The sequence below is a fragment of the Pantoea sp. X85 genome, assembly GCF_029623675.1.
GTDB classification, from domain to species: Bacteria; Pseudomonadota; Gammaproteobacteria; order Enterobacterales; family Enterobacteriaceae; genus Pantoea; species Pantoea leporis.
The window spans coordinates 69,715-88,002 of the sequence record NZ_CP121109.1 but is presented as its reverse complement, the minus strand read 5'-3'; the positions used below and the strand labels follow the sequence as shown (position 1 = coordinate 88,002).

General features: G+C 49.2%; 17 protein-coding genes and 1 pseudogene. 12 read left to right on the top strand and 6 right to left on the bottom strand.

Annotation, left to right across the window (positions count from 1 at the left end; genetic code table 11):
- Positions 1–8: 8 nt before the first annotated feature.
- Positions 9–800, top strand: a complete 792-nt coding sequence (locus tag P6287_RS20125; RefSeq protein ID WP_277975197.1) for a cytochrome c oxidase assembly protein — start codon at positions 9–11, stop codon at positions 798–800.
- Positions 801–937: 137 nt separating this feature from the next.
- Positions 938–1,837 carry a LysR family transcriptional regulator gene (locus P6287_RS20120; RefSeq protein ID WP_110867105.1) on the top strand — a complete coding sequence of 300 codons (900 nt, stop codon included), beginning with the start codon at positions 938–940 and terminating at the stop codon, positions 1,835–1,837.
- On the opposite strand, the gene P6287_RS20115 is transcribed toward P6287_RS20120, so the two are convergent.
- Positions 1,812–2,618 carry a substrate-binding domain-containing protein gene (locus P6287_RS20115; RefSeq protein ID WP_277975196.1) on the bottom strand — a complete coding sequence of 269 codons (807 nt, stop codon included), beginning with the start codon at positions 2,616–2,618 and terminating at the stop codon, positions 1,812–1,814. The genes P6287_RS20120 and P6287_RS20115 overlap by 26 nt on opposite strands.
- 15 nt (positions 2,619–2,633) lie before the next feature.
- Positions 2,634–3,929, bottom strand: a complete 1,296-nt coding sequence (locus P6287_RS20110; RefSeq protein WP_192235286.1) for an MFS transporter — start codon at positions 3,927–3,929, stop codon at positions 2,634–2,636.
- 639 nt (positions 3,930–4,568) lie between these two features.
- Here P6287_RS20110 and P6287_RS20105 point away from each other — a divergent pair.
- The 6 genes from P6287_RS20105 to P6287_RS20080 all read left to right on the top strand — a co-directional run bounded on the left by P6287_RS20105 (position 4,569) and on the right by P6287_RS20080 (position 11,532).
- Positions 4,569–5,555, top strand: coding sequence for an autoinducer 2 ABC transporter substrate-binding protein (locus P6287_RS20105; protein WP_192235288.1), 987 nt, complete (start codon positions 4,569–4,571; stop codon positions 5,553–5,555).
- Between the two features lie 245 nt (positions 5,556–5,800).
- Positions 5,801–7,321, top strand: a complete 1,521-nt coding sequence (locus P6287_RS20100) for a sugar ABC transporter ATP-binding protein (RefSeq protein WP_277975195.1) — start codon at positions 5,801–5,803, stop codon at positions 7,319–7,321.
- Entirely contained in the window at positions 7,314–8,303 is a 990-nt protein-coding gene (locus tag P6287_RS20095) for an ABC transporter permease (protein ID WP_192414589.1), read from the top strand. Before P6287_RS20100 ends, P6287_RS20095 begins: the two co-directional genes overlap by 8 nt.
- A gap of 1 nt (position 8,304) precedes the next feature.
- Positions 8,305–9,258, top strand: coding sequence for an ABC transporter permease (locus P6287_RS20090; RefSeq protein WP_277975194.1), 954 nt, complete (start codon positions 8,305–8,307; stop codon positions 9,256–9,258).
- A 28-nt stretch (positions 9,259–9,286) separates the two neighbouring features.
- Positions 9,287–10,927, top strand: coding sequence for an FGGY-family carbohydrate kinase (locus tag P6287_RS20085; protein ID WP_277975193.1), 1,641 nt, complete (start codon positions 9,287–9,289; stop codon positions 10,925–10,927).
- Positions 10,924–11,532: an SIS domain-containing protein gene (locus tag P6287_RS20080; RefSeq protein ID WP_110867098.1), complete on the top strand. Its 609-nt coding sequence runs from the start codon at positions 10,924–10,926 to the stop codon at positions 11,530–11,532. The genes P6287_RS20085 and P6287_RS20080 overlap by 4 nt, the downstream gene beginning before the upstream one ends.
- A gap of 110 nt (positions 11,533–11,642) precedes the next feature.
- Here P6287_RS20080 and P6287_RS20075 read toward each other — a convergent pair whose 3' ends face one another.
- Together P6287_RS20075 and P6287_RS20070 are read right to left on the bottom strand one after the other, a co-directional pair.
- A complete protein-coding gene (locus tag P6287_RS20075) occupies positions 11,643–11,831 on the bottom strand; it encodes a YjfB family protein (protein WP_110867097.1) in 189 nt (62 codons plus the stop codon).
- 141 nt (positions 11,832–11,972) lie between these two features.
- A pseudogene (locus P6287_RS20070) lies at positions 11,973–12,098 on the bottom strand (glucose/galactose MFS transporter); the annotation flags it as partial.
- Positions 12,099–12,455: 357 nt separating this feature from the next.
- Here P6287_RS20070 and P6287_RS20065 point away from each other — a divergent pair.
- The 3 genes from P6287_RS20065 (at position 12,456) to P6287_RS20055 (ending at position 15,906) form a co-directional block, all read left to right on the top strand.
- Positions 12,456–13,691, top strand: coding sequence for an oligosaccharide flippase family protein (locus tag P6287_RS20065; protein WP_192414595.1), 1,236 nt, complete (start codon positions 12,456–12,458; stop codon positions 13,689–13,691).
- A gap of 5 nt (positions 13,692–13,696) precedes the next feature.
- The gene (locus P6287_RS20060; RefSeq protein ID WP_277975192.1) at positions 13,697–14,566 is read left to right on the top strand and encodes an ATP-grasp fold amidoligase family protein; all 870 of its coding nucleotides are present in this window, start codon (positions 13,697–13,699) and stop codon (positions 14,564–14,566) included.
- Positions 14,567–14,826: 260 nt separating this feature from the next.
- Positions 14,827–15,906 carry a mechanosensitive ion channel domain-containing protein gene (locus tag P6287_RS20055; RefSeq protein WP_137387105.1) on the top strand — a complete coding sequence of 360 codons (1,080 nt, stop codon included), beginning with the start codon at positions 14,827–14,829 and terminating at the stop codon, positions 15,904–15,906.
- On the opposite strand, the gene P6287_RS20050 is transcribed toward P6287_RS20055, so the two are convergent.
- On the bottom strand, positions 15,887–16,435 hold the full coding sequence (locus P6287_RS20050; protein WP_277975191.1) for a GNAT family N-acetyltransferase: 549 nt from the start codon (positions 16,433–16,435) through the stop codon (positions 15,887–15,889). The genes P6287_RS20055 and P6287_RS20050 overlap by 20 nt on opposite strands.
- Positions 16,436–16,612: 177 nt before the next feature.
- Here P6287_RS20050 and P6287_RS20045 point away from each other — a divergent pair, with 177 nt between their 5' ends.
- Positions 16,613–17,074: an OsmC family protein gene (locus tag P6287_RS20045; RefSeq protein ID WP_277975190.1), complete on the top strand. Its 462-nt coding sequence runs from the start codon at positions 16,613–16,615 to the stop codon at positions 17,072–17,074.
- A gap of 1 nt (position 17,075) precedes the next feature.
- Here P6287_RS20045 and P6287_RS20040 read toward each other — a convergent pair whose 3' ends face one another.
- The gene (locus P6287_RS20040) at positions 17,076–18,152 is read right to left on the bottom strand and encodes a diguanylate cyclase (protein WP_277975189.1); all 1,077 of its coding nucleotides are present in this window, start codon (positions 18,150–18,152) and stop codon (positions 17,076–17,078) included.
- Between the last annotated feature and the right edge of the window lie 136 nt (positions 18,153–18,288).

Genomic DNA, 18,288 nt, shown 5'->3' with positions numbered 1-18,288 from the left:
TGGATCCCATGATGTATCCTGCGGCGATGCCTCATTCAGTCGCGCTATTTATTCTTTTGGTCATAGCTCCTGCTGTCATCCTCTTTTTTTATTTGATCGCCGCTGTCCGTTTATGCCGGGTTGCCCACTGGAGCGCCTGGCGCATGGCCAGCTTCACCGCCGGCATCGTCATGATCGTGGCATCCATGCTGCCGCCTTTGGCTAACTGGGCGCATCATGACTTACGCGGTCATATGTTGCAGCATCTGTTACTTGGTATGTTTGGACCTCTCGGATTGGTATTTGGGGCGCCCGGCTCACTGATATTACGCACTCTATCCGCACGGTGGGCGCGCGCTATGATGACTATTCTCCGCACCCGCCCGATACGCTTTTTAATCCATCCATTTACCGCTGCTTCGCTGGATATTGGCGGGATGTATCTTCTTTATCTCACTCCGTTATATGCGTTGAGCATGGCCATTCCTGCCCTGTTTATTTTCCTTCATCTGCATTTTGTCCTCTCCGGCTACCTGTTTACCTGGTCTGTTGCCGGGCCCGATCCCGCGCCTCACCGTCCATCAAGAACTGTGCGTCTGGCGGCAATTTTTTTTGCTACGGCCGCTCACGCTATTCTTGCGAAGTTGATGTACGGCTTCGGATATCCACGTGGAACCTTAGCCAGCGCTGGAGAAATTCAGCAGGCTGCGCAGTGGATGTATTACGGCGGAGATATTGCCGAGTTTTGCATTATCGTCGGCTTTTTTGCCGCGTGGTTCCGACAACGCAGCACGCTGCCAGAAATGCTGGTGGGGAAATAATGACCATTTCATGGCAAAATTATTTGCCAACATAAGAAGTAATAACATTTGTAGGTAAGACGTGGTTACCGTAATCAATAATGTGGCTATCATTGCCCCTTTGAACACCCGCTGGCTCCAAAGGACTGTCTGCTGCTATGCCTGTAAACTTTGACCTTAACGATCTTTATGCCTTCCGTGCGCTGGTTGAATACAGTAATTTTCGTCTTGCCGCTGAGTCCATCTGCCTTTCTCAGTCAGCGTTGAGTCGTAGGATTGAAAAGCTGGAATCCGCGTTAGGGATCAAGTTGTTCGACAGAACGACCCGGCGTGTCACGTTGACACTGTATGGACGGACCTTTGCTGAACGCTCAGATCAGCTGCTGGCGAATGTTGAACTGGTATTAGCGGATATTAATAAGGTGAGTCAGGATCGTGTAGGGCTGGTCACCGTTGCCACTGTGCCCTCGGCAGCCTACTATTTTATGCCCGATGTTATCCGCCGTTTCCAGACACGCTATCCACGGGTGCGTGTGAAAATCATTGATAGTAGCGCTGGAAACGTCATTGAAGCAGTGGCCAGTGGTCAGGCAGACTTTGGCATCTGTTTTGCCAGAGATCTGCAAACCACTATCGAATTTATACCCTTGACGAGCGATGTCTACGTGGCGGCCTGCAGGCGGGATCATCCATTAGCCAATAAAAAAAACCTGACCTGGCGAGAGTTTTATCAGCAGGATTACATTGAGCTGGATAAGACCTCCGGTAACCGCCATCTACTTGATAAGATGCTGGATCACATCGTTCCTGAGCGCCCCAGTATCTGCGAAACCCGTCATGTGACCACCATGCTAGGTATGGTTGAAGCGGGTATCGGCATGGCTGCCGTACCCGCTATGTCAATGCCGATGTCAGAGCATTCAGTACTCACACACCTTTCACTCACTGAGCCGGTGGTAAAGCGTACGGTTGGCCTGATCAGGCGCAGTGGCCGTATGCAATCCTACATTGCAGCTGAGTTAGAGAAGTTGATCACTGAACAGTATCGTGTTGTTTAACCGGCCGTTCAGCCGTCACCGATCGCAATCCGGTAGCGCGCACAGTATCTTGCGCCTCAGCCGAAGAGAGGAAGTTGAGTAACGCTTTGCCCTCCTGCCCGTTTGTTGCTTTGGCGGTCACCGCACCGGCAAAACGGGTAACGTATTGCACATCTTCAGGCAGTTCACCCACAAAGGTGACGCCCGGCACAGGTAGCAATTCACTCACTTGTTGGAAACCGACGGCATAATTGCCTTTAGCCACTTCGGATGCCACCGGAATGCGCTCTATCCTATGCGCTTTTGTTTTTACCTGGTCTTCTATACCCAGTTTTTTAAACAGTTGGCTGCTGACATAGCGGCCGCTGGCACTGTCAGAATAAGCAATAGATTTGGCCTGCAAAAGGGCATTACGCAGATCTGCATCCGTTTTAATATTTAGTTTAGGCTCACCTTCTTTGACGACCATACCAATTGAAGAGTCGGCTAGCTCAACGCGCGAACCCGGCTGAAGCCAGTTATCCTTCTCCAGGTTTTTCAGCGCATCACCGACCATAATCACCACATCCGCCTTCTCCCCGCGTGCCAGGCGCGCTGGAATCGCCTGAGGCGTTCTCCCCATCGAGGGACCTGAGATCAAGATGATCTTGTCGCCGCTTTTTGCTTCAAATTGTGGGGCCAGTTTTTCCAGCGCCGCTTTAAATCCGCCCGAAATCATAACGGTGACATCTTTGGCCGCCGCTGAAAAACTAACGGAACTCACTAACAGCGTAATGAGAAGTGAACGATGTATTTTTTGCATGATGTTATTCCTGAACTAACCAGCGGTTTGAAGTGATAACGCGCTGCGACGGTATAAATAGAGGGTGGCCAGTAATGCACAAATCGCAGCAAAGCTCATCCAGTAGCCGGGTGAAGCTTTATCGCCGGTGTACTCAATCAGTGCAGTTGAAATGACTGGCGTAAATCCACCGAAAATAGCCGTAGCCAGACTGTAGGCCAGAGAGAAGCCTGCAACTCGCACTTCTACCGGCATAATCTCTGTTAATGCCGGGATCATGGCGCCGTTATACAGACCGTAAAGGAAGGAGAGCCACAACAGCACTGTCAGCATCATGGAAAAGCTGGGTGCTTCAGCAAGCAGGTTAAGTGCCGGATAAGCAGTCATCAGCGCCAGCATCGCCATGGTCACCAATACAGGCTTACGGCCATAGCGGTCTGACAGGGCTCCCCCAACCGGTAGCCAGAAGAAGTTTGATACCGCTACCAGCAGAGTCACCAGCAGGCTGTCAGAAGCGCTCAGCATCAGCACCTTTTTACCAAAGGTAGGGGCATATACGGTGATCAGATAAAACGCGGTGGTGGTCATGGCGACCATCAACATTCCGGCGATAACCACCTGCCAGTTTGCTAACAGCGTTTTAAACACGTCACGCATCGCCAGGTGGTTGCGGCGAGCAGTGAACGCTTCGGTCTCTTCCAGTTTACGGCGCAGAACAAAAATGAACGGAACAATCAGGCAGCCGAACAGGAAAGGCAAACGCCATCCCCACTCGCGAAGGGTGCTTTCTTCCATAGCCGCATTTAGCGCGAAGCCCATGGCCGCTGCCACCATAATGGCCACTTGCTGGCTGCCAGATTGCCAGCTGGTGTAAAAACCTTTACGGCCGGGCGTGGCAATTTCTGCCAGATAAACGGATACGCCGCCTAACTCTGCGCCCGCTGAGAAGCCTTGCAATAAGCGACCACACAGCACTAAAAAGGGTGCCCAGAGCCCAATCGTTTGATAAGACGGAATGAGAACAATCAGGAAGGTCCCCGCCGCCATGATCGACAAGGTAACAATGAGCCCTTTACGTCTGCCGACTTTATCAATATACGCGCCCAGCACAATCGCGCCGACCGGACGCATTAAAAACCCTGCGCCAAAGACCGCAAAGGTCATCATCAGCGAAGCAAATTCACTGCTGGCCGGAAAGAAAGTATGGGCGATATAAGTGGCATAAAACCCGAAAAGGAAAAAATCGAATTGTTCCAGAAAGTTGCCAGAAGTCACCCGCAGTATCGCACTGCATCGGGTTCGGGCCGTCATGGGTAGGTTAGAGGAATGCATGTTTATCTCCAGTTTGTCATTAGCGCTTTTACAGCGCCTGCTTCTGCAGACTGGATGAGCAAAACAAACTATATAAGCGCAATAAACTCATGAGTTGATGCGTTTACTGCATTAATCTGCGTTAGCAAATTCATTAACAAGCTGCAACGGGCCTTTAACAGCCCCTCACTTCTTAGCGTTACTTTTTGAGGGCTAAAAACGTCATACGTATTTTGTGACAAGGCTCATATCCGGTGAGGATGAAAATGACGGCGGTCGGGAAACGTCGTTTTCGGAATCTTAAAATCGCCAGGAATGCGCTGCTGTTCACATTCCGTGCAAATAAAATTTTTGGCACCGCCTTCTTCGCTGCAAGAAAGATACGACGCGGTCAAATATTTCTCTTTTGTTACTTTATTGGAAATAAATTGTTAATAGAAACACCCCATCACCTCTGAAATTCGGGATGCCGGGAAAGGGAGGAGTGTTTATTTACTTTTTATTAACACAATTAACCTTTAAATTTAACAAAACTGGGCATTGTTCACATTTTGATCACAATCATGCGAAAACCGGTGTCTCCTTCAGTTAATCTCTGAGTGTGAATTGAATACCAACCGTCCGCTCCCTACTGCAAAACATCATAAGAAAGGTATCGCAATGAAATTTAACCTCGCATTAGTCAGTGCATGTGTGGTTTCAGCATGCATGTTATTCACAACACCCTCTTTCGCCGCTAAGCCTTACGATATTGCCGTGGTCGCCAAAGTCACCGGCATTCCATGGTTTACCCGCATGGAAGTCGGCGTGAAAGAAGCCGCGCAAAAACTGGATGTCAACGCTTATCAAGTCGGCGGCTCCACTCCAGACCCGGCCCAGCAGGTCAAAGTGATTGAAGATTTGATTGCTAAAAAAGTCGACGCCATCATCGTGGTACCAAACGATGCCAAAGTATTGGAGCCGGTATTAAAGAAAGCGCGTGACCAGGGCATCGTGGTATTAACCCATGAATCGCCGGACCAGCAAATTGGTCAATGGGATATCGAAACCATCGACAGCCAGAAATATGCTGAAGCCAATATGGACGAACTGGCAAAAGATATGGGTAGCAAAGGAGGGTACGCCATTTATGTCGGATCCCTGACTGTGCCGCTGCATAACGCGTGGGCGGATGCTGCGATCAAATATCAGAAAGAAAAGTACCCGGATATGCATGAAGTAACGTCTCGCCTGCCGGTGGCGGAAAATATTGATAAGTCGTACTCCACCACATTGGATTTAATGAAGACCTATCCCGACCTGAAAGGGATTATCGGTTTCGGTTCGCTCGGCCCGATTGGTGCGGGTCAGGCGGTTCAACAGAAACGCGCTAAAAATAAAATCGCCGTTGTTGGTATCGCTATGCCCGCTCAAGCTGCTCCGTATTTAATGCGCGGTGATATTAAGAAAGCGCTGCTGTGGGATCCGAAAGATGCCGGCTATGCCTTAGTAACGGTTGCTGATCAGCTATTGCAGGGTAAAGAAGTCACCAAAGATCTGACTATCGAAGGGCTGGGAAAAGCTGACGTAGATATGGATAAAAAAGTCATTCGCTTTAATAAAATTCTGGAAGTGACACCAGAGAATGCGAAATCACTTGGATTCTGATCAGGCTTTTTAATTCAGGTATTTTCCGGAGACAGATTATCTCCAGCGCCACACCAGGCTAAGAGAAATAAATACGGCGTTGTATGTTGTGCCGTATTTAGATCTCGACTCAGACATGAAAATTTATACCCTAAATAATTCCAGCAGGGCAAAGCGGCCAATGCGTAAAGATAACCCATTGATTAGGTCGAAAATGTGCAGCCAAGGCCCACTGGAATTATAAAGGATATGCTTAAGGATCGGTGATGAATACGCTTAATACGTCCCCTGCCCCTTATGAGGCCTTTATCAGCATTGAAAGAATCAGCAAAAAATTTCCCGGCGTACTAGCATTAGACAATGTCAGCCTGACGTTAAATAAAGGCGAAGTGCATTGCCTTGCTGGTCAAAATGGCTGTGGCAAAAGTACCATCATTAAAGTCATTTCTGGTGTTTATCAGCCGGAAAAAGGCGCGGCCATTACGCTGGACGGAAAACTATTTCATACTCTGACGCCGCAGCTCTCTTCGTATTACGGCATTCAGGTTATTTATCAGGATTTGTCTTTATTTCCCAATCTGTCGGTAGCCGAAAATATTGCCATTCACTGTTATTTACCCGGCGGAGATTTTTGGGTACATCGCGAGGCAATGCGCCAAAAAGCGATGGCAGCGATGCAACGGGTCGGCGTCTCTCTGGATCCGGATCGTAAAGTCGAAAAGCTGTCGATCGCCGATCGCCAATTAGTCGCCATATGCCGCGCTATCGCCGCTGACGCCAGTTTAGTGATTATGGATGAACCGACCGCATCGCTGACTCGTACTGAAGTGAATGGTCTATTGCGCGTGGTGAATGAGCTCAAATCCGCCGGTATCTGCGTGGTGTTTGTCAGCCACCGTCTTGATGAGGTGATGGAAGTGGCCGATCGCATCAGCGTGATGCGCGACGGCAAACTGGTTGGCACCTATCCGGCCAGCGAACTCGACAGTAATGAACTGGCATTCCTGATGACCGGACAACGTTTTACCTACAGTCATCTGCCGCATCGTGCGCCAGCTAACGTAACGCCACTCCTTGAAGTCAGCCAACTAAGCCGCAAAGGTCAGTATCAGAATATTTCACTGGCGCTGCGCCAGGGTGAAATCACCTCGATTATTGGCCTGCTCGGTTCGGGCCGGACGGAACTCTGTCTGAGCCTGTTCGGCATGAGCCAACCAGATAGCGGAGAAATCCGCGTTAACGGCAATGTGGTGCAATTCCACAGTAACCGCGACGCCATCCGTCACGGCATTGCTTATGTGTCAGAAGACCGTCTGACGCAGGGTCTGATCATGGAACAATCCATTTATGACAACACGCTGGTGTCCATTTTCGACAAGCTGCACACCGGCGCAGGATTAATGGACCATCAGAAAGCCGCAGCGGTGGTAAGAGACCTAATCCGCGATTTGAACATCAAAGTTTCGGATAGCCAGTTACCCGTTAAAACCCTTTCTGGCGGTAACGCACAACGTATCGCCATCGCCAAATGGGTAGCAACACAACCCCATATTCTGATCCTCGATTCGCCGACCGTCGGCGTAGATATTGCCAACAAAGAGGGAATTTATCGCATCGCACGCGATTTGGCGGAATCTGGCATGGCGGTGCTGATGATTTGCGATGAAATTCCGGAAGCGTATTACAACAGTCATCGCGTGCTGGTGATGCGCAAAGGCGAACTGGTAGCGGAATTCGCGCCGCACCAAAGCAGCGAAGCGCAGATTGCGGAGGTGATTAATGGATAATAAATCTCTGTTGAAACTGTTTTCCCAGCACGAGTTCTGGCTGGGATTACTGGTTCTGCTGCTGGTGATTGGCTTAAGCGTCGGCACCAGTGAATTTATGACCCTGGGTAACCTGACTGACGTCGCCACCAGCTACGCCATTCTTGCCATTCTGGCCTGTGGACTGTTTGTGGTGTTAATTGCCGGAGGCATCGACATCTCCTTCCCGGCCATCACCTCAATCGGTCAGTACGTGATGGCCAGTTACATCATCCATCACGGCGGTAGCTTTCCACTGGCATTTGCCCTGTCGATGGGCAGCGGGTTGCTGCTCGGGCTGGTCAACGGTTTTCTGGTGTACTGGCTGCGCGTTCCGGCCATCATTATCACCATTGCCACGTTAAACCTGTTTTACGGTCTGCTGGTGTATGTCACCAATGGCACCTGGTTATACGGGTTTCCCGACTGGTTTATGAACGGTATTAATTGGTTCTCCTTTACCGCCGCCGACGGTTACGACTATGGCCTGACACTGCCGCTGCTTAGCTTGCTGGGCGTGATCATCGCCACCGGCGTGTTGATGAACCGCACACGCGTGGGGCGCCAGATTTATGCCATGGGCAGCAACCGTGACGCTGCGTCGCGTCTCGGCCTGAACATCCTGCGACTGCATTTTTATGTATACGGATTTATGGGATTGCTGGCGGGTATAGCGGCCGTGGTTCAGGCGCAAATCACCCAGTCTGTCGCGCCTAATTCCCTGCTGGGTTATGAGCTGACGGTGCTGGCGGCGGTGGTATTAGGCGGCACCAGCATGACCGGCGGCCGTGGCTCGCTGACAGGCACCATTCTGGGGGTAATGCTGCTGGCCTTCCTGCAAAATGGTATGACCTTGCTGAGCATTTCATCTTACTGGCATCAGGTTTTCAGCGGCGTGATCATTCTGGTCAGCATCAGCAGCACCGCGTGGAATGAAAAACGCAAACTGGCAAAGGGAATGTGACATGACAACCTTAAACCGCTTCTTTCCTGGCGATCGCATCATCCGCTTGCAGTTACTGATCATCGTCGCCGTTGCCGTGCTGTTCTCGTTCACGCTGGGCGGCAGTTTTTACAGCGTCGGCAATTTCCAGTCGATCTCCTCTCAGTTACCGATTCTGGGCATGCTGGCGCTGGGGATGGGTATCACCATGCTCACCGGCGGTATCAATCTTTCGGTCATTGCCGGAGCCAATGCCTGTTCGCTGGCGATGGCGGCCATTCTGGTGGCGCACCCGAACCAGCCAGAATATTTCGCGCTGGCGATGCTCGCGGGTCTGGTGGTCGCCGTGCTCATTGGCGCGCTCAATGGCGTACTGATCGCCTATATCGGTGTTTCGCCGATTCTGGCGACCCTCGGTACCATGACGCTGATTGGCGGGCTGAATATTCTGCTAACCAATGGTGCTGTGATTTCCGGCTTCCCGGCAGCCATTCAATATCTCAGCAACGGCAGCCTGCTCGGCATTCCGGTTGCGCTGCTGTTATTCCTGCTGGTGGCGCTGCTGTTGTGGGTGTTACTGGAACATACCACGCTGGGACGCAGCCTCTATCTGATGGGTTCTAACGAACAGGCCACGCGGTTCAGTGGTGTTAACACCCACAAAGTTACCCTCGCGGTGTATATGCTTTCCGCGCTGCTCGGATGGGGCGCGGCACTGCTGATGATGTCCAAATTCAACTCGGCCAAAGCAGGCTATGGCGACTCCTATTTGCTGGTGACCATTCTGGCTTCTGTACTCGGTGGAATTAATCCCGACGGCGGGTTTGGCCGGGTCATCGGACTGGTACTGGCGTTGATCGTCCTGCAAATGCTCGAGAGCGGCCTTAACCTGATGGGCGTTAGCAGTTATCTGACCATGGCGCTGTGGGGTTGCGTTCTGATCCTGTTTATCGCTCTGCAAAACAGAAAATCATAAGCGAAAGATTTTTACGAAGGGAAAAAACATGGCGACATACTTTATTGGAATAGACGTAGGAACCGGCAGCGCCCGCGCAGGCGTCTTCGATATGACCGGCCGCATGGTCGGCCAGGCCAGCCGTGAGATCACGTTGTACCGCCCGAAAGCCGATTTCGTCGAACAGTCTTCCGATGAGATTTGGCAATCCGTCTGTAACGCCGTAAAAGACGCGGTTAATCAGGCAGATATCAATCCTATTCAGGTGAAAGGCATTGGTTTTGACGCGACTTGTTCGCTGGTGGTGCTGGATAAAGAAGGTAAACCGCTGACCGTCAGCCCGTCCGGGCGAAGCGAGCAGAACATTATTGTATGGATGGATCACCGTGCTATCACGCAGGCAGAACGCATCAATGCCACCGGCCACCGCGTGCTGGAATTTGTCGGCGGAATCATCTCACCAGAAATGCAGACGCCAAAACTGCTGTGGCTGAAGCAACACATGCCGACGACCTGGAGCAATGTCGGGCATCTGTTCGACCTACCTGATTTTCTTACCTGGCGGGCCACGCAGGACACCACGCGTTCGTTGTGCTCTACCGTCTGCAAATGGACGTATATCGGTCACGAAGACCGCTGGGACTCGAGCTATTTCCGCCAGATCGGTCTGGAAGATTTGCTGGAAAACAACGCGTCAAAAATCGGCAGTGAAGTAAAAACCATGGGTGAGCCGCTGGGGCATGGATTAACTCAGCGCGCCGCTGCAGAAATGGGGTTGATTGCCGGTACGGCGGTCAGCGTCTCCATTATTGATGCCCACGCGGGTAGCCTCGGCATTCTGGGTGCCAGCGGCGTATCCGGCGAATCAGCGGATTTCGATAATCGCATCGCGCTGATTGGCGGAACGTCCACCGCTCATATGGCGATGTCGCGTAGCGCGCGCTATATCGGTGGGATCTGGGGGCCATATTATTCGGCGATTCTGCCGGATTACTGGCTGAATGAAGGCGGACAATCGACTACCGGCGCGTTAATTGATCATGTCATTCATTCACACCCGTGTTATCAGGATTTACTCAAACAGGGCAAAGACAGCGGCAAAACGATTTATGAAATTCTGAATGGTATTTTGCGCAACATGGCGGGTGAGCCAGAAAATATCGCGTTCCTGACCAAAGACATTCATATGTTGCCCTATTTCCACGGCAACCGCTCACCGCGTGCTAATCCAACACTCACGGGCACGTTGACTGGCCTGAAATTGTCTCGCACGCCGGAAGACATGGCGCTGCATTATCTCGCCACCATTCAGGCGCTGGCGCTCGGCACTCGTCATATTATTGAAACCATGAACCAGAGTGGTTATTGCATTGATACCATGATGGCGAGTGGTGGTGGCACTAAAAACCCGATTTTTGTGCAGGAGCATTCCAACGCGACAGGCTGCGCAATGCTGTTGCCGGAAGAGAGTGAAGCGATGTTGCTCGGCAGCGCCATGATGGGCACCGTTGCAGCGGGTGTCTATGATTCGCTGCCGGAAGCCATGGCTGCAATGAGCCGCATTGGTAAAACCATCACACCACAGACCAACAAAATCAAAGAGTATTACGATCGTAAATACCGCGTATTCCACGAGATGTATCACGACAGCATGAAATATCGTGACCTGATGCAGGGGAAAACCGAATGAATGCGGAAGAAGAATTTACTCAGGCATGTCAGGCCTGGCAGACCTATAGCGAGGAATTACTGGCGTTACAACGTAATCTTGATGCCGAAACCTGGCACCAGCTCCTGATGCTGGTTACCGGATGTCACGGTAAAATTGTTGTGACCGGTGTTGGCACCTCGGGAATTGCCGCGCGGAAAATCGCCCATATGCTGGCGTGCGTCGAGCAGCCGGCAGTGTACCTCAACGCTACCGATGCAGCCCACGGTGACCTGGGATTTATGCGCAACAACGACCTGATGATCCTGATTTCACGAGGCGGTAATTCTGAAGAACTAACGCGCCTGCTGCCGACGCTTAAAACCAAAGGCGTTGCTATCATCAGCGTGACGGAAAACCTGGACTCAGCGATTGCCGACGCCGCTACGCTGGTAGTGAAAACGCATATCCAGAGGGAGATCGACCCGCTCAATATGCTGGCTACCACTTCTATCATGCTGGTGCTGGCGGTGTTCGATGCGCTGTGCTGTAACATCATGCTGCGTAACGGCTTCGATCAGCAGCGGCTGCTCAACGTCCATCCGGGCGGAAATGTCGGCAAAATACTGCGCGAACAGGATATGTGATCGACACCTTCACCCTGTAATTTCTTCCGCTAATAACATGCCAACACTATTTAATCATTTGGGGAGTGATACCAGATCGACATCACTCCATAAAACCGTTAATGCTGACTTCAGGCAGTGGTATTAATGTTGCGCCCAATTGCAGGGTTTGCAGGCAACTGAGGAATCGAATCCAGAATGCCGCTCGCCATCGATTGCTGATTATCTAACGTCTTCTTCAGTACTAACGTGCTTATTTTATTAGCCAGTTCCATGTTATCAAGGCCGGTAGCCAGTGATGTAATTTGTGATACATCCATCTTGCTCTCCTGATTAATACGAATATTGAGTACAAAAACAGCTTTTAAAAGCCTGAAAGGCTTATCGGCATTTGCACGCATTACTTTAACGTTCACTCGTAAGGCGATTCCGCAGAATCGCCCCTCAAGCCACTCACCGCATTATGAATGTCTGCGCTGCCTCAATGCATAGGCCAGCACCACGACAAAGCACAGCAGCGGCAGGCTGTAAGCCACAGCGGTACTGACGTGGTCAGAAATCAGCCCCATGAAATAGTGCATAATCGCGCAATGAATTGCGCCGCTACACTGTGTGCTCTCGGTAATTAGCCCCGTTAAAGAAAATCATGATCATCATCACAATATATAGAGTCGAACACGATTAAATAATGGACTCAATATTTGAAAACGCACGTCATTAATCTGATTAATAAAAAAAACCTTCACTAATTGGATATCAGCAGCCACACTGTCAACCAATTAATTTAGCCTGCAGAATAAACAGTAATATTGGGTATTTTTTATATGAATATTTCGCAATAATACACAACATTAATGCATATAGAAGAAAGCTTCATTTTTTGCGGATGGCTTATAAACAGTCCTTAACGCTATCAACACAGCTCTGTAGATGAGAGACATGCAATGTACTCTAACTCAATATGGATCATGTTAGAAAAGTCAGTCAATATCATCGGGCTAATATATATTAATGCGCTGATGGCAAAATACGTTGGCCCTGAAGACTATGGCAAAATAAACATTTCAACTTCTCTGTTTATATTTGTGCAAACGCTATCGTGGTTTGGCGGTCAGAACATCATCTTTAAACGCATGAGTGAAAAGAGTAAGTCTGGGATCGCATTAGCGATACACACACAAAATCAACGGCGATTTTTCTTTCTCCTGTCATCAAGCGCGGTGTTGATCTACCTCTACTTCTTCACTGACATCATTGTGTTTCTATTTGGTGTGGCAAACTGTATTGCCACTTACTACATTGTGATGGACTTCTTTTCCATCTACAACAACACGCAATTAAAATCAAAAATAAACACTATCACCAATGTGATCGGCTTATCTGTTGCCTTGTTGATTCGATTCTCTATTTCATACTTCAAAATGCCCGTGAACTACTTCACCATTCCTATTATTATCATCCCGCTCATACCTTATTTCCTGCGTCTTATCTATTTTAACTACACCACAAAAATAAATGAGAATCGTAAAGGCGCCGGAATGTATAACCGTCATATGTTATTCACCGGCGGTGCGCTGATTTTATCGAGTCTATCGGCTGACATCTATACGCAGATATCGAGCATTTTTTTGGCAAAAATCCTTTCTTACTCAAATCTGGGCGTGTATAGCGTCGCGTTAACCATAGGAGGTGCCTGGTCATTTATCGTATTGGCATTAATAACAAGCTTCTTCTCAAAGATATACAGTGAAAAAGATCAAATCACCGTTGAAATGCTACTCATTAAAATCAACCGAATTGTCATCTTGTGTTCGCTTATAGCGTTAGCTGGATTCTACTTTTTTGGTGAATACTTCATCCATTTATTGTATGGCGATAAGTATATGGATTCCGTGAGTATCATTCCCATCATTATCATCGGCACTATGTTCTCTGCATTAGGTACAATTTGTTATCGCTATATGATCAAAGAGTCCGGATACAGTTACCTGGCTAAAAAGATGTTTTTATGTTGTGTCTTAACCATACCGCTTTCATGGCTAATGATTAATTCCTTCGGCATTAATGGGGCCGCATACTGTTTTTTGATCGTTGAGATTATGTCTTGCACTTTACTCAATTACTTCTTCAGAAATAAAACAATCATCAAAATGCATCTTAACATTTTCAAACTGAGATAATTTTAATGAAAATGATAAAACACACAGTCAAATCAGCGTTAAAAATCAGCGCATATATGTACCCAGAATTTTGCGCTAAAACACATTACTATATTAAGTTCAAGAAAAAGCTGAACTTAACCAATCCAATCAATTTCAATGAAAAAATTCAGTGGCTCAAATTCAATGAGTTAAATGGCGATATTTATACCTTGTGCGCGGACAAGTATAAGGTTCGGGAGTATGTGATAGCGAAAGGGTGTGGTGAAATCCTGAATGAACTCTACGGCGTGTATGATGACCCAATGGATATTGACTACCGCGCATTACCCAATAAATTCGCACTTAAGTGTAACCATGGCGCAGGTTACAACATAATCTGTGATAGCAAAGCATCGCTGGACATTGAAAAAACCAACAAGCAACTCAGTAAATGGTTGAAGCAGGATTTCTCCTCCCATTTCATTGAGCCGCAGTATAAGAAAATTGACCGCAAAATCTTATGCGAAAAATACATTGAGAATGAACGTGGTGGATTCCCAGAGGATTATAAATTCTACTGTTTCAATGGAAAACCTTATGCGGTAATGGTGTGCATGCAGCGAGAGAAAGGCACACCGAAATTCTATTATTTTGATATGAACTGGCATCCGCTTCCCTTTGAAGATACTGTTGAATTAATCAATACCAACAGCTATCCAAAGATGCCGGAAGGTTTCAATAACATGAAAGAGTACGCGGTTAAACTGGCCGCTGATTTTAAATTTGTTCGTGCTGACTTCTACCTTCTCAACGGTAAGGTTATTTTTGGCGAATTGACATTTACGCCCTCTGCGGGACTCGATGTGACACTGCAGGAAGCCGATGCTATTTTAGGCAGCCAGCTAAAGTTGTAGTTTCAAAGTGATTGATTTACTTCCTTTCGTAACAGGTGCGCATCACTGCGCACCCTACACAAACCTCGCCAAACTGCCTAAGGGTCGCCATTGGTGGCGACCGATGCATACGCCACCCATCCCCTGACAACCAAGCCTGCCACAGCGTCTATACTGATAAGCATGAATAAATAATCTGCAGATAACCGATAACAGAATGGTTACTGAATTTTTTGACTTATCTGACAACCACGGTTGTTGGCTTAATAAAAGGGAAAGTAATGCCATTATTATTTGATGAGTTATCTGGTGCTCCAACATGGGTGCCTGCTGTTTTGCTTGTCACTCTCTCACTCGCAATAGGATTTCTGGCGCGATTTATCCTCCTTAGATTTATTCGCTACTGGCAAAAACGTGATAGAAAACTGTTCAAGTCACTGGAAAAGCATCTGCGCGGATCGCTGTTTCTGTTTATCCCTTTACTGTTAATTAGTGCTGGACTTAGTTATGTTAATATCCAGCCAGGCTCCCTGAGCTTTATTACCACCACCGTTAATATATTCATTATCTTATCCTTCTGCTCGGTGCTTATTCGATTGATCAATGTGGCGCAGGATATGCTATTTATTCGCTATGACATCAATCTTTCGAATAACCTTCGTGCGCGAAAAATTCGCACGCAGATAATGTATGTGAAAAAAGTCGCGATTGTCGTACTGGTGACATTGTGTCTTTCGCTAATTTTGCTCAGTTTCCCTGGCGTGCGAAAATTCGGCACCACCATTCTCGCTGGTGCCGGCGTTGCCGGTATAATCATTGGCTTTGCCCTGCAGAAATCGCTGGTTAATCTATTCGCCGGGATTCAGATCGCCTTTACCCAACCGATAAAAATTGATGATGCTGTAGTGGTGGAAAATGAATGGGGCTGGATTGAAGAGATCAACCTGACTTATGTTGTGGTGCGTATTTGGGATCTGCGTCGTTTAGTTTTGCCCATCACCTACTTTACCGAAAATGCCTTCCAGAACTGGACGCGCAATAACGCCCAAATATTAGGCTCTGTTTTTCTTTACCTCGATTATTCGATGCCATTAGATCCTCTGCGTAAGCATTTTGAAAAAGTCCTCAGTGAAACTAAACTCTGGGATCAACAAACTCAGGTGCTTCAGGTTACGGATACCACTGACAAAACCATGACCATCAGATTATTAATGACGGCGCAGAATTCCCCCACCGCCTTTGATTTACGCTGTTACGTGCGGGAAAAGATGATTGAGTTTATTCAGCAAAATTATCCGCAGAGTCTTCCTCATGTGCGGGCGACACTGACTGATGCCGGGTTTAGAGAGGCGAGTCAATGAAGTTGTTGTTGAAAATCTTATACAGCACATGCTCAGCTAGCGCGTGATCGACAGGTAACGCGGGATGGAGAAAGATAGTTTGTTTCTGCATCCCCAATCGCTGCATCAGCTTCTCAGATGGCGTGTTATGAGTACTGGTGAACGAAACGACCTCGGGAAGATGCAAAACATTAAACGCGTAAGCCAACGATGCCTGGGCGGCCTCTTTGGCGATTCCCTGCCCCCAGAACTTTTTATTGATACGCCAGCCAATTTCCGTGCAGGGAGAAAAATCGAAGCGATCTGGCTGCTGTGCAAAACCCACGCTGCCGACAAATTCGCCGGTGGCTTTCATCTCAACGGCCCAAAAACCCCAACCCTGGTTTGCAACAATCATCGCCTTAAATCTTGCAACGACGTTGTCGCTTTCCTGACGACTCAGCGTTTTCGGGAAATACTTCATCACTTCGGGATCGGCATTGAGTTCGGCAAAGGGTTGTAAGTCTGTTTGCTGCCATTGTCGGAGGATCAGGCGGTTTGTCTCTAACATGGTAAATTTTCCCTTAAACGTTATCCGATTCCTTAAGTTTACCTAACAGCTTTCGCTATAAACAAATTACACGGCCCCTTTCCTTTCATGAAAATCGATATCACCGATCGCAGGCGTTGTAGCAGCAATTCCTGATAGTCTGCTGATGTCATGTTTATTTTAAAAGGAGCATCAGTAATGGCAGCAAAAGAACACCATTATCAGGTCACGGTGCGCTGGACCGGCAACCGCGGCAACGGCACCGCATCTTATACCGCTTACGGTCGTAACGCGGAGCTGATTGCCGCTGGCAAAGAGACGATAGCGCTGAGCGCCGATCCAGCGTTTCGCGGGGATGCGACGCGCTGGAATCCGGAAGAGTTATTGCTGGCTTCGGCCTCGGCATGCCACAAATTGTGGTATCTGCATTTGTGTTCTGACGCCGGAATTGTGGTGGAAGCTTATGAAGATGCAGCGGAAGGGACAATGATTGAGGGCACGCGCGGTCGGTTTACCAACATAACGTTGAAACCGCGCATTGCGCTGCGCGATCCGGCGGATGCGGACCGCGCGCGTGAACTGCATCATCAGGCCCACGAAGCCTGCTTTATAGCTAACTCGCTTAACTTCCCAGTGAACTGCGAACCCGAGTTCGTGTAATTCAGGCCGCGCCGGCCAGCGACGGTTGCCACAAGCGTACGCCGTTGCGTCCGGCGCGTTTCACCTCATACAGCGCTTCATCGGCATGCCGCAACCAGTGACGTATGGATTCTGCATGCGCTGCCGATGCAATACCTATACTTACCGAACAACGAAACTCCGCCGATACCGGTAAACGCACCTGCGCAATCTTTTCCTGCAAACGTTGGGCCAGCGCCACCACCGATTCGTCGCTGGCATGATGCACAATCACGCCTAGCTCATCGCCGCCAAAACGCGCTGGAATATCCTGCAATCCCACATGATTTCGCAGCAGCGATGAAATTTCCGCCAGCAGGAAATCCCCCGCTTCGTGGCCCCAGGTATCGTTTACCGATTTGAAATAATCGAGGTCTATGAGCAGTAAATAGCCAGCGCTGTCGCCACGACGCGTGCTGAGAAATTCGCTCTCCAGCCGACGTTCAAACAAGCGACGATTGGGAATCCCCAGACCGGGATCCATCAGCGCAATGCGCTCCAGCTCGCGGTTGCGTTTGCGCAGTTGCCAGGTGAGATTGTACGAGGTGACGCTGAGTACCAGCATGTAGCAGGTTGCCAGCGGCAGGCTCAGCCAGACGGTTCGCGTGCTGAACGCCAAATCAACGCCTGCGCCATCTACCAGCCATACCAGCACAAAGGCGCAGAGAAATGCCTGCATCGCTGCAATCAACTGGGCAGCACCGCCCGCTGCATAGCGGTCCGAGGCTAGCACCGCCATGATGACAAAGGAAGGTAGCGGACTCAGCGCCATCAGCGCTACCCAAATGCCACCAAAGGCGGCATCAAGGGTTAAGTTGTGCCGCTCGGTAGCGGTGGAATCTTCGGCCCGCAGCGCGCGCTGATAAGCCAGCCACGGCCAGAGAAACGCATTCACAAATAACAGGGCGCTAAAAGCCAGGCCACGATCCCGCTCCATCAGTACTGAGAGAATCGGGAAAAAACATAAAATCGTGCCGAGCTGACGCATGATAAACATGCGGCGGACGAAGCGTTGGGAGCGCCGCTTCAAATGGCTATCGTCAGGTGAGTAGTAGTTCATGCAGGGAAAGTATCAGGACGACAAGAATTGCAGTTTAACGGGAAATATCGGCGGCAGATCGCTTTATTTTAAGAATATTTACCTTGCATTTCTGCGGCCGCAAAAAAGTATTGCAAGCTGACCCAAAGAAAGACCG

Excerpts from the sequence above, each read along its gene's own strand:
- P6287_RS20125 (WP_277975197.1), top strand. The coding sequence starts at position 9 with ATGATGTATCCTGCGGCGATGCCTCATTCAGTCGCGCTATTTATTCTT.
- P6287_RS20120 (WP_110867105.1), top strand. The coding sequence starts at position 938 with ATGCCTGTAAACTTTGACCTTAACGATCTTTATGCCTTCCGTGCGCTG.
- P6287_RS20115 (WP_277975196.1), bottom strand. The coding sequence starts at position 2,618 with ATGCAAAAAATACATCGTTCACTTCTCATTACGCTGTTAGTGAGTTCC.
- P6287_RS20110 (WP_192235286.1), bottom strand. The coding sequence starts at position 3,929 with ATGCATTCCTCTAACCTACCCATGACGGCCCGAACCCGATGCAGTGCG.
- P6287_RS20105 (WP_192235288.1), top strand. The coding sequence starts at position 4,569 with ATGAAATTTAACCTCGCATTAGTCAGTGCATGTGTGGTTTCAGCATGC.
- P6287_RS20100 (WP_277975195.1), top strand. The coding sequence starts at position 5,801 with ATGAATACGCTTAATACGTCCCCTGCCCCTTATGAGGCCTTTATCAGC.
- P6287_RS20095 (WP_192414589.1), top strand. The coding sequence starts at position 7,314 with ATGGATAATAAATCTCTGTTGAAACTGTTTTCCCAGCACGAGTTCTGG.
- P6287_RS20090 (WP_277975194.1), top strand. The coding sequence starts at position 8,305 with ATGACAACCTTAAACCGCTTCTTTCCTGGCGATCGCATCATCCGCTTG.
- P6287_RS20085 (WP_277975193.1), top strand. The coding sequence starts at position 9,287 with ATGGCGACATACTTTATTGGAATAGACGTAGGAACCGGCAGCGCCCGC.
- P6287_RS20080 (WP_110867098.1), top strand. The coding sequence starts at position 10,924 with ATGAATGCGGAAGAAGAATTTACTCAGGCATGTCAGGCCTGGCAGACC.
- P6287_RS20075 (WP_110867097.1), bottom strand. The coding sequence starts at position 11,831 with ATGGATGTATCACAAATTACATCACTGGCTACCGGCCTTGATAACATG.
- P6287_RS20065 (WP_192414595.1), top strand. The coding sequence starts at position 12,456 with ATGTACTCTAACTCAATATGGATCATGTTAGAAAAGTCAGTCAATATC.
- P6287_RS20060 (WP_277975192.1), top strand. The coding sequence starts at position 13,697 with ATGAAAATGATAAAACACACAGTCAAATCAGCGTTAAAAATCAGCGCA.
- P6287_RS20055 (WP_137387105.1), top strand. The coding sequence starts at position 14,827 with ATGCCATTATTATTTGATGAGTTATCTGGTGCTCCAACATGGGTGCCT.
- P6287_RS20050 (WP_277975191.1), bottom strand. The coding sequence starts at position 16,435 with ATGTTAGAGACAAACCGCCTGATCCTCCGACAATGGCAGCAAACAGAC.
- P6287_RS20045 (WP_277975190.1), top strand. The coding sequence starts at position 16,613 with ATGGCAGCAAAAGAACACCATTATCAGGTCACGGTGCGCTGGACCGGC.
- P6287_RS20040 (WP_277975189.1), bottom strand. The coding sequence starts at position 18,152 with ATGAACTACTACTCACCTGACGATAGCCATTTGAAGCGGCGCTCCCAA.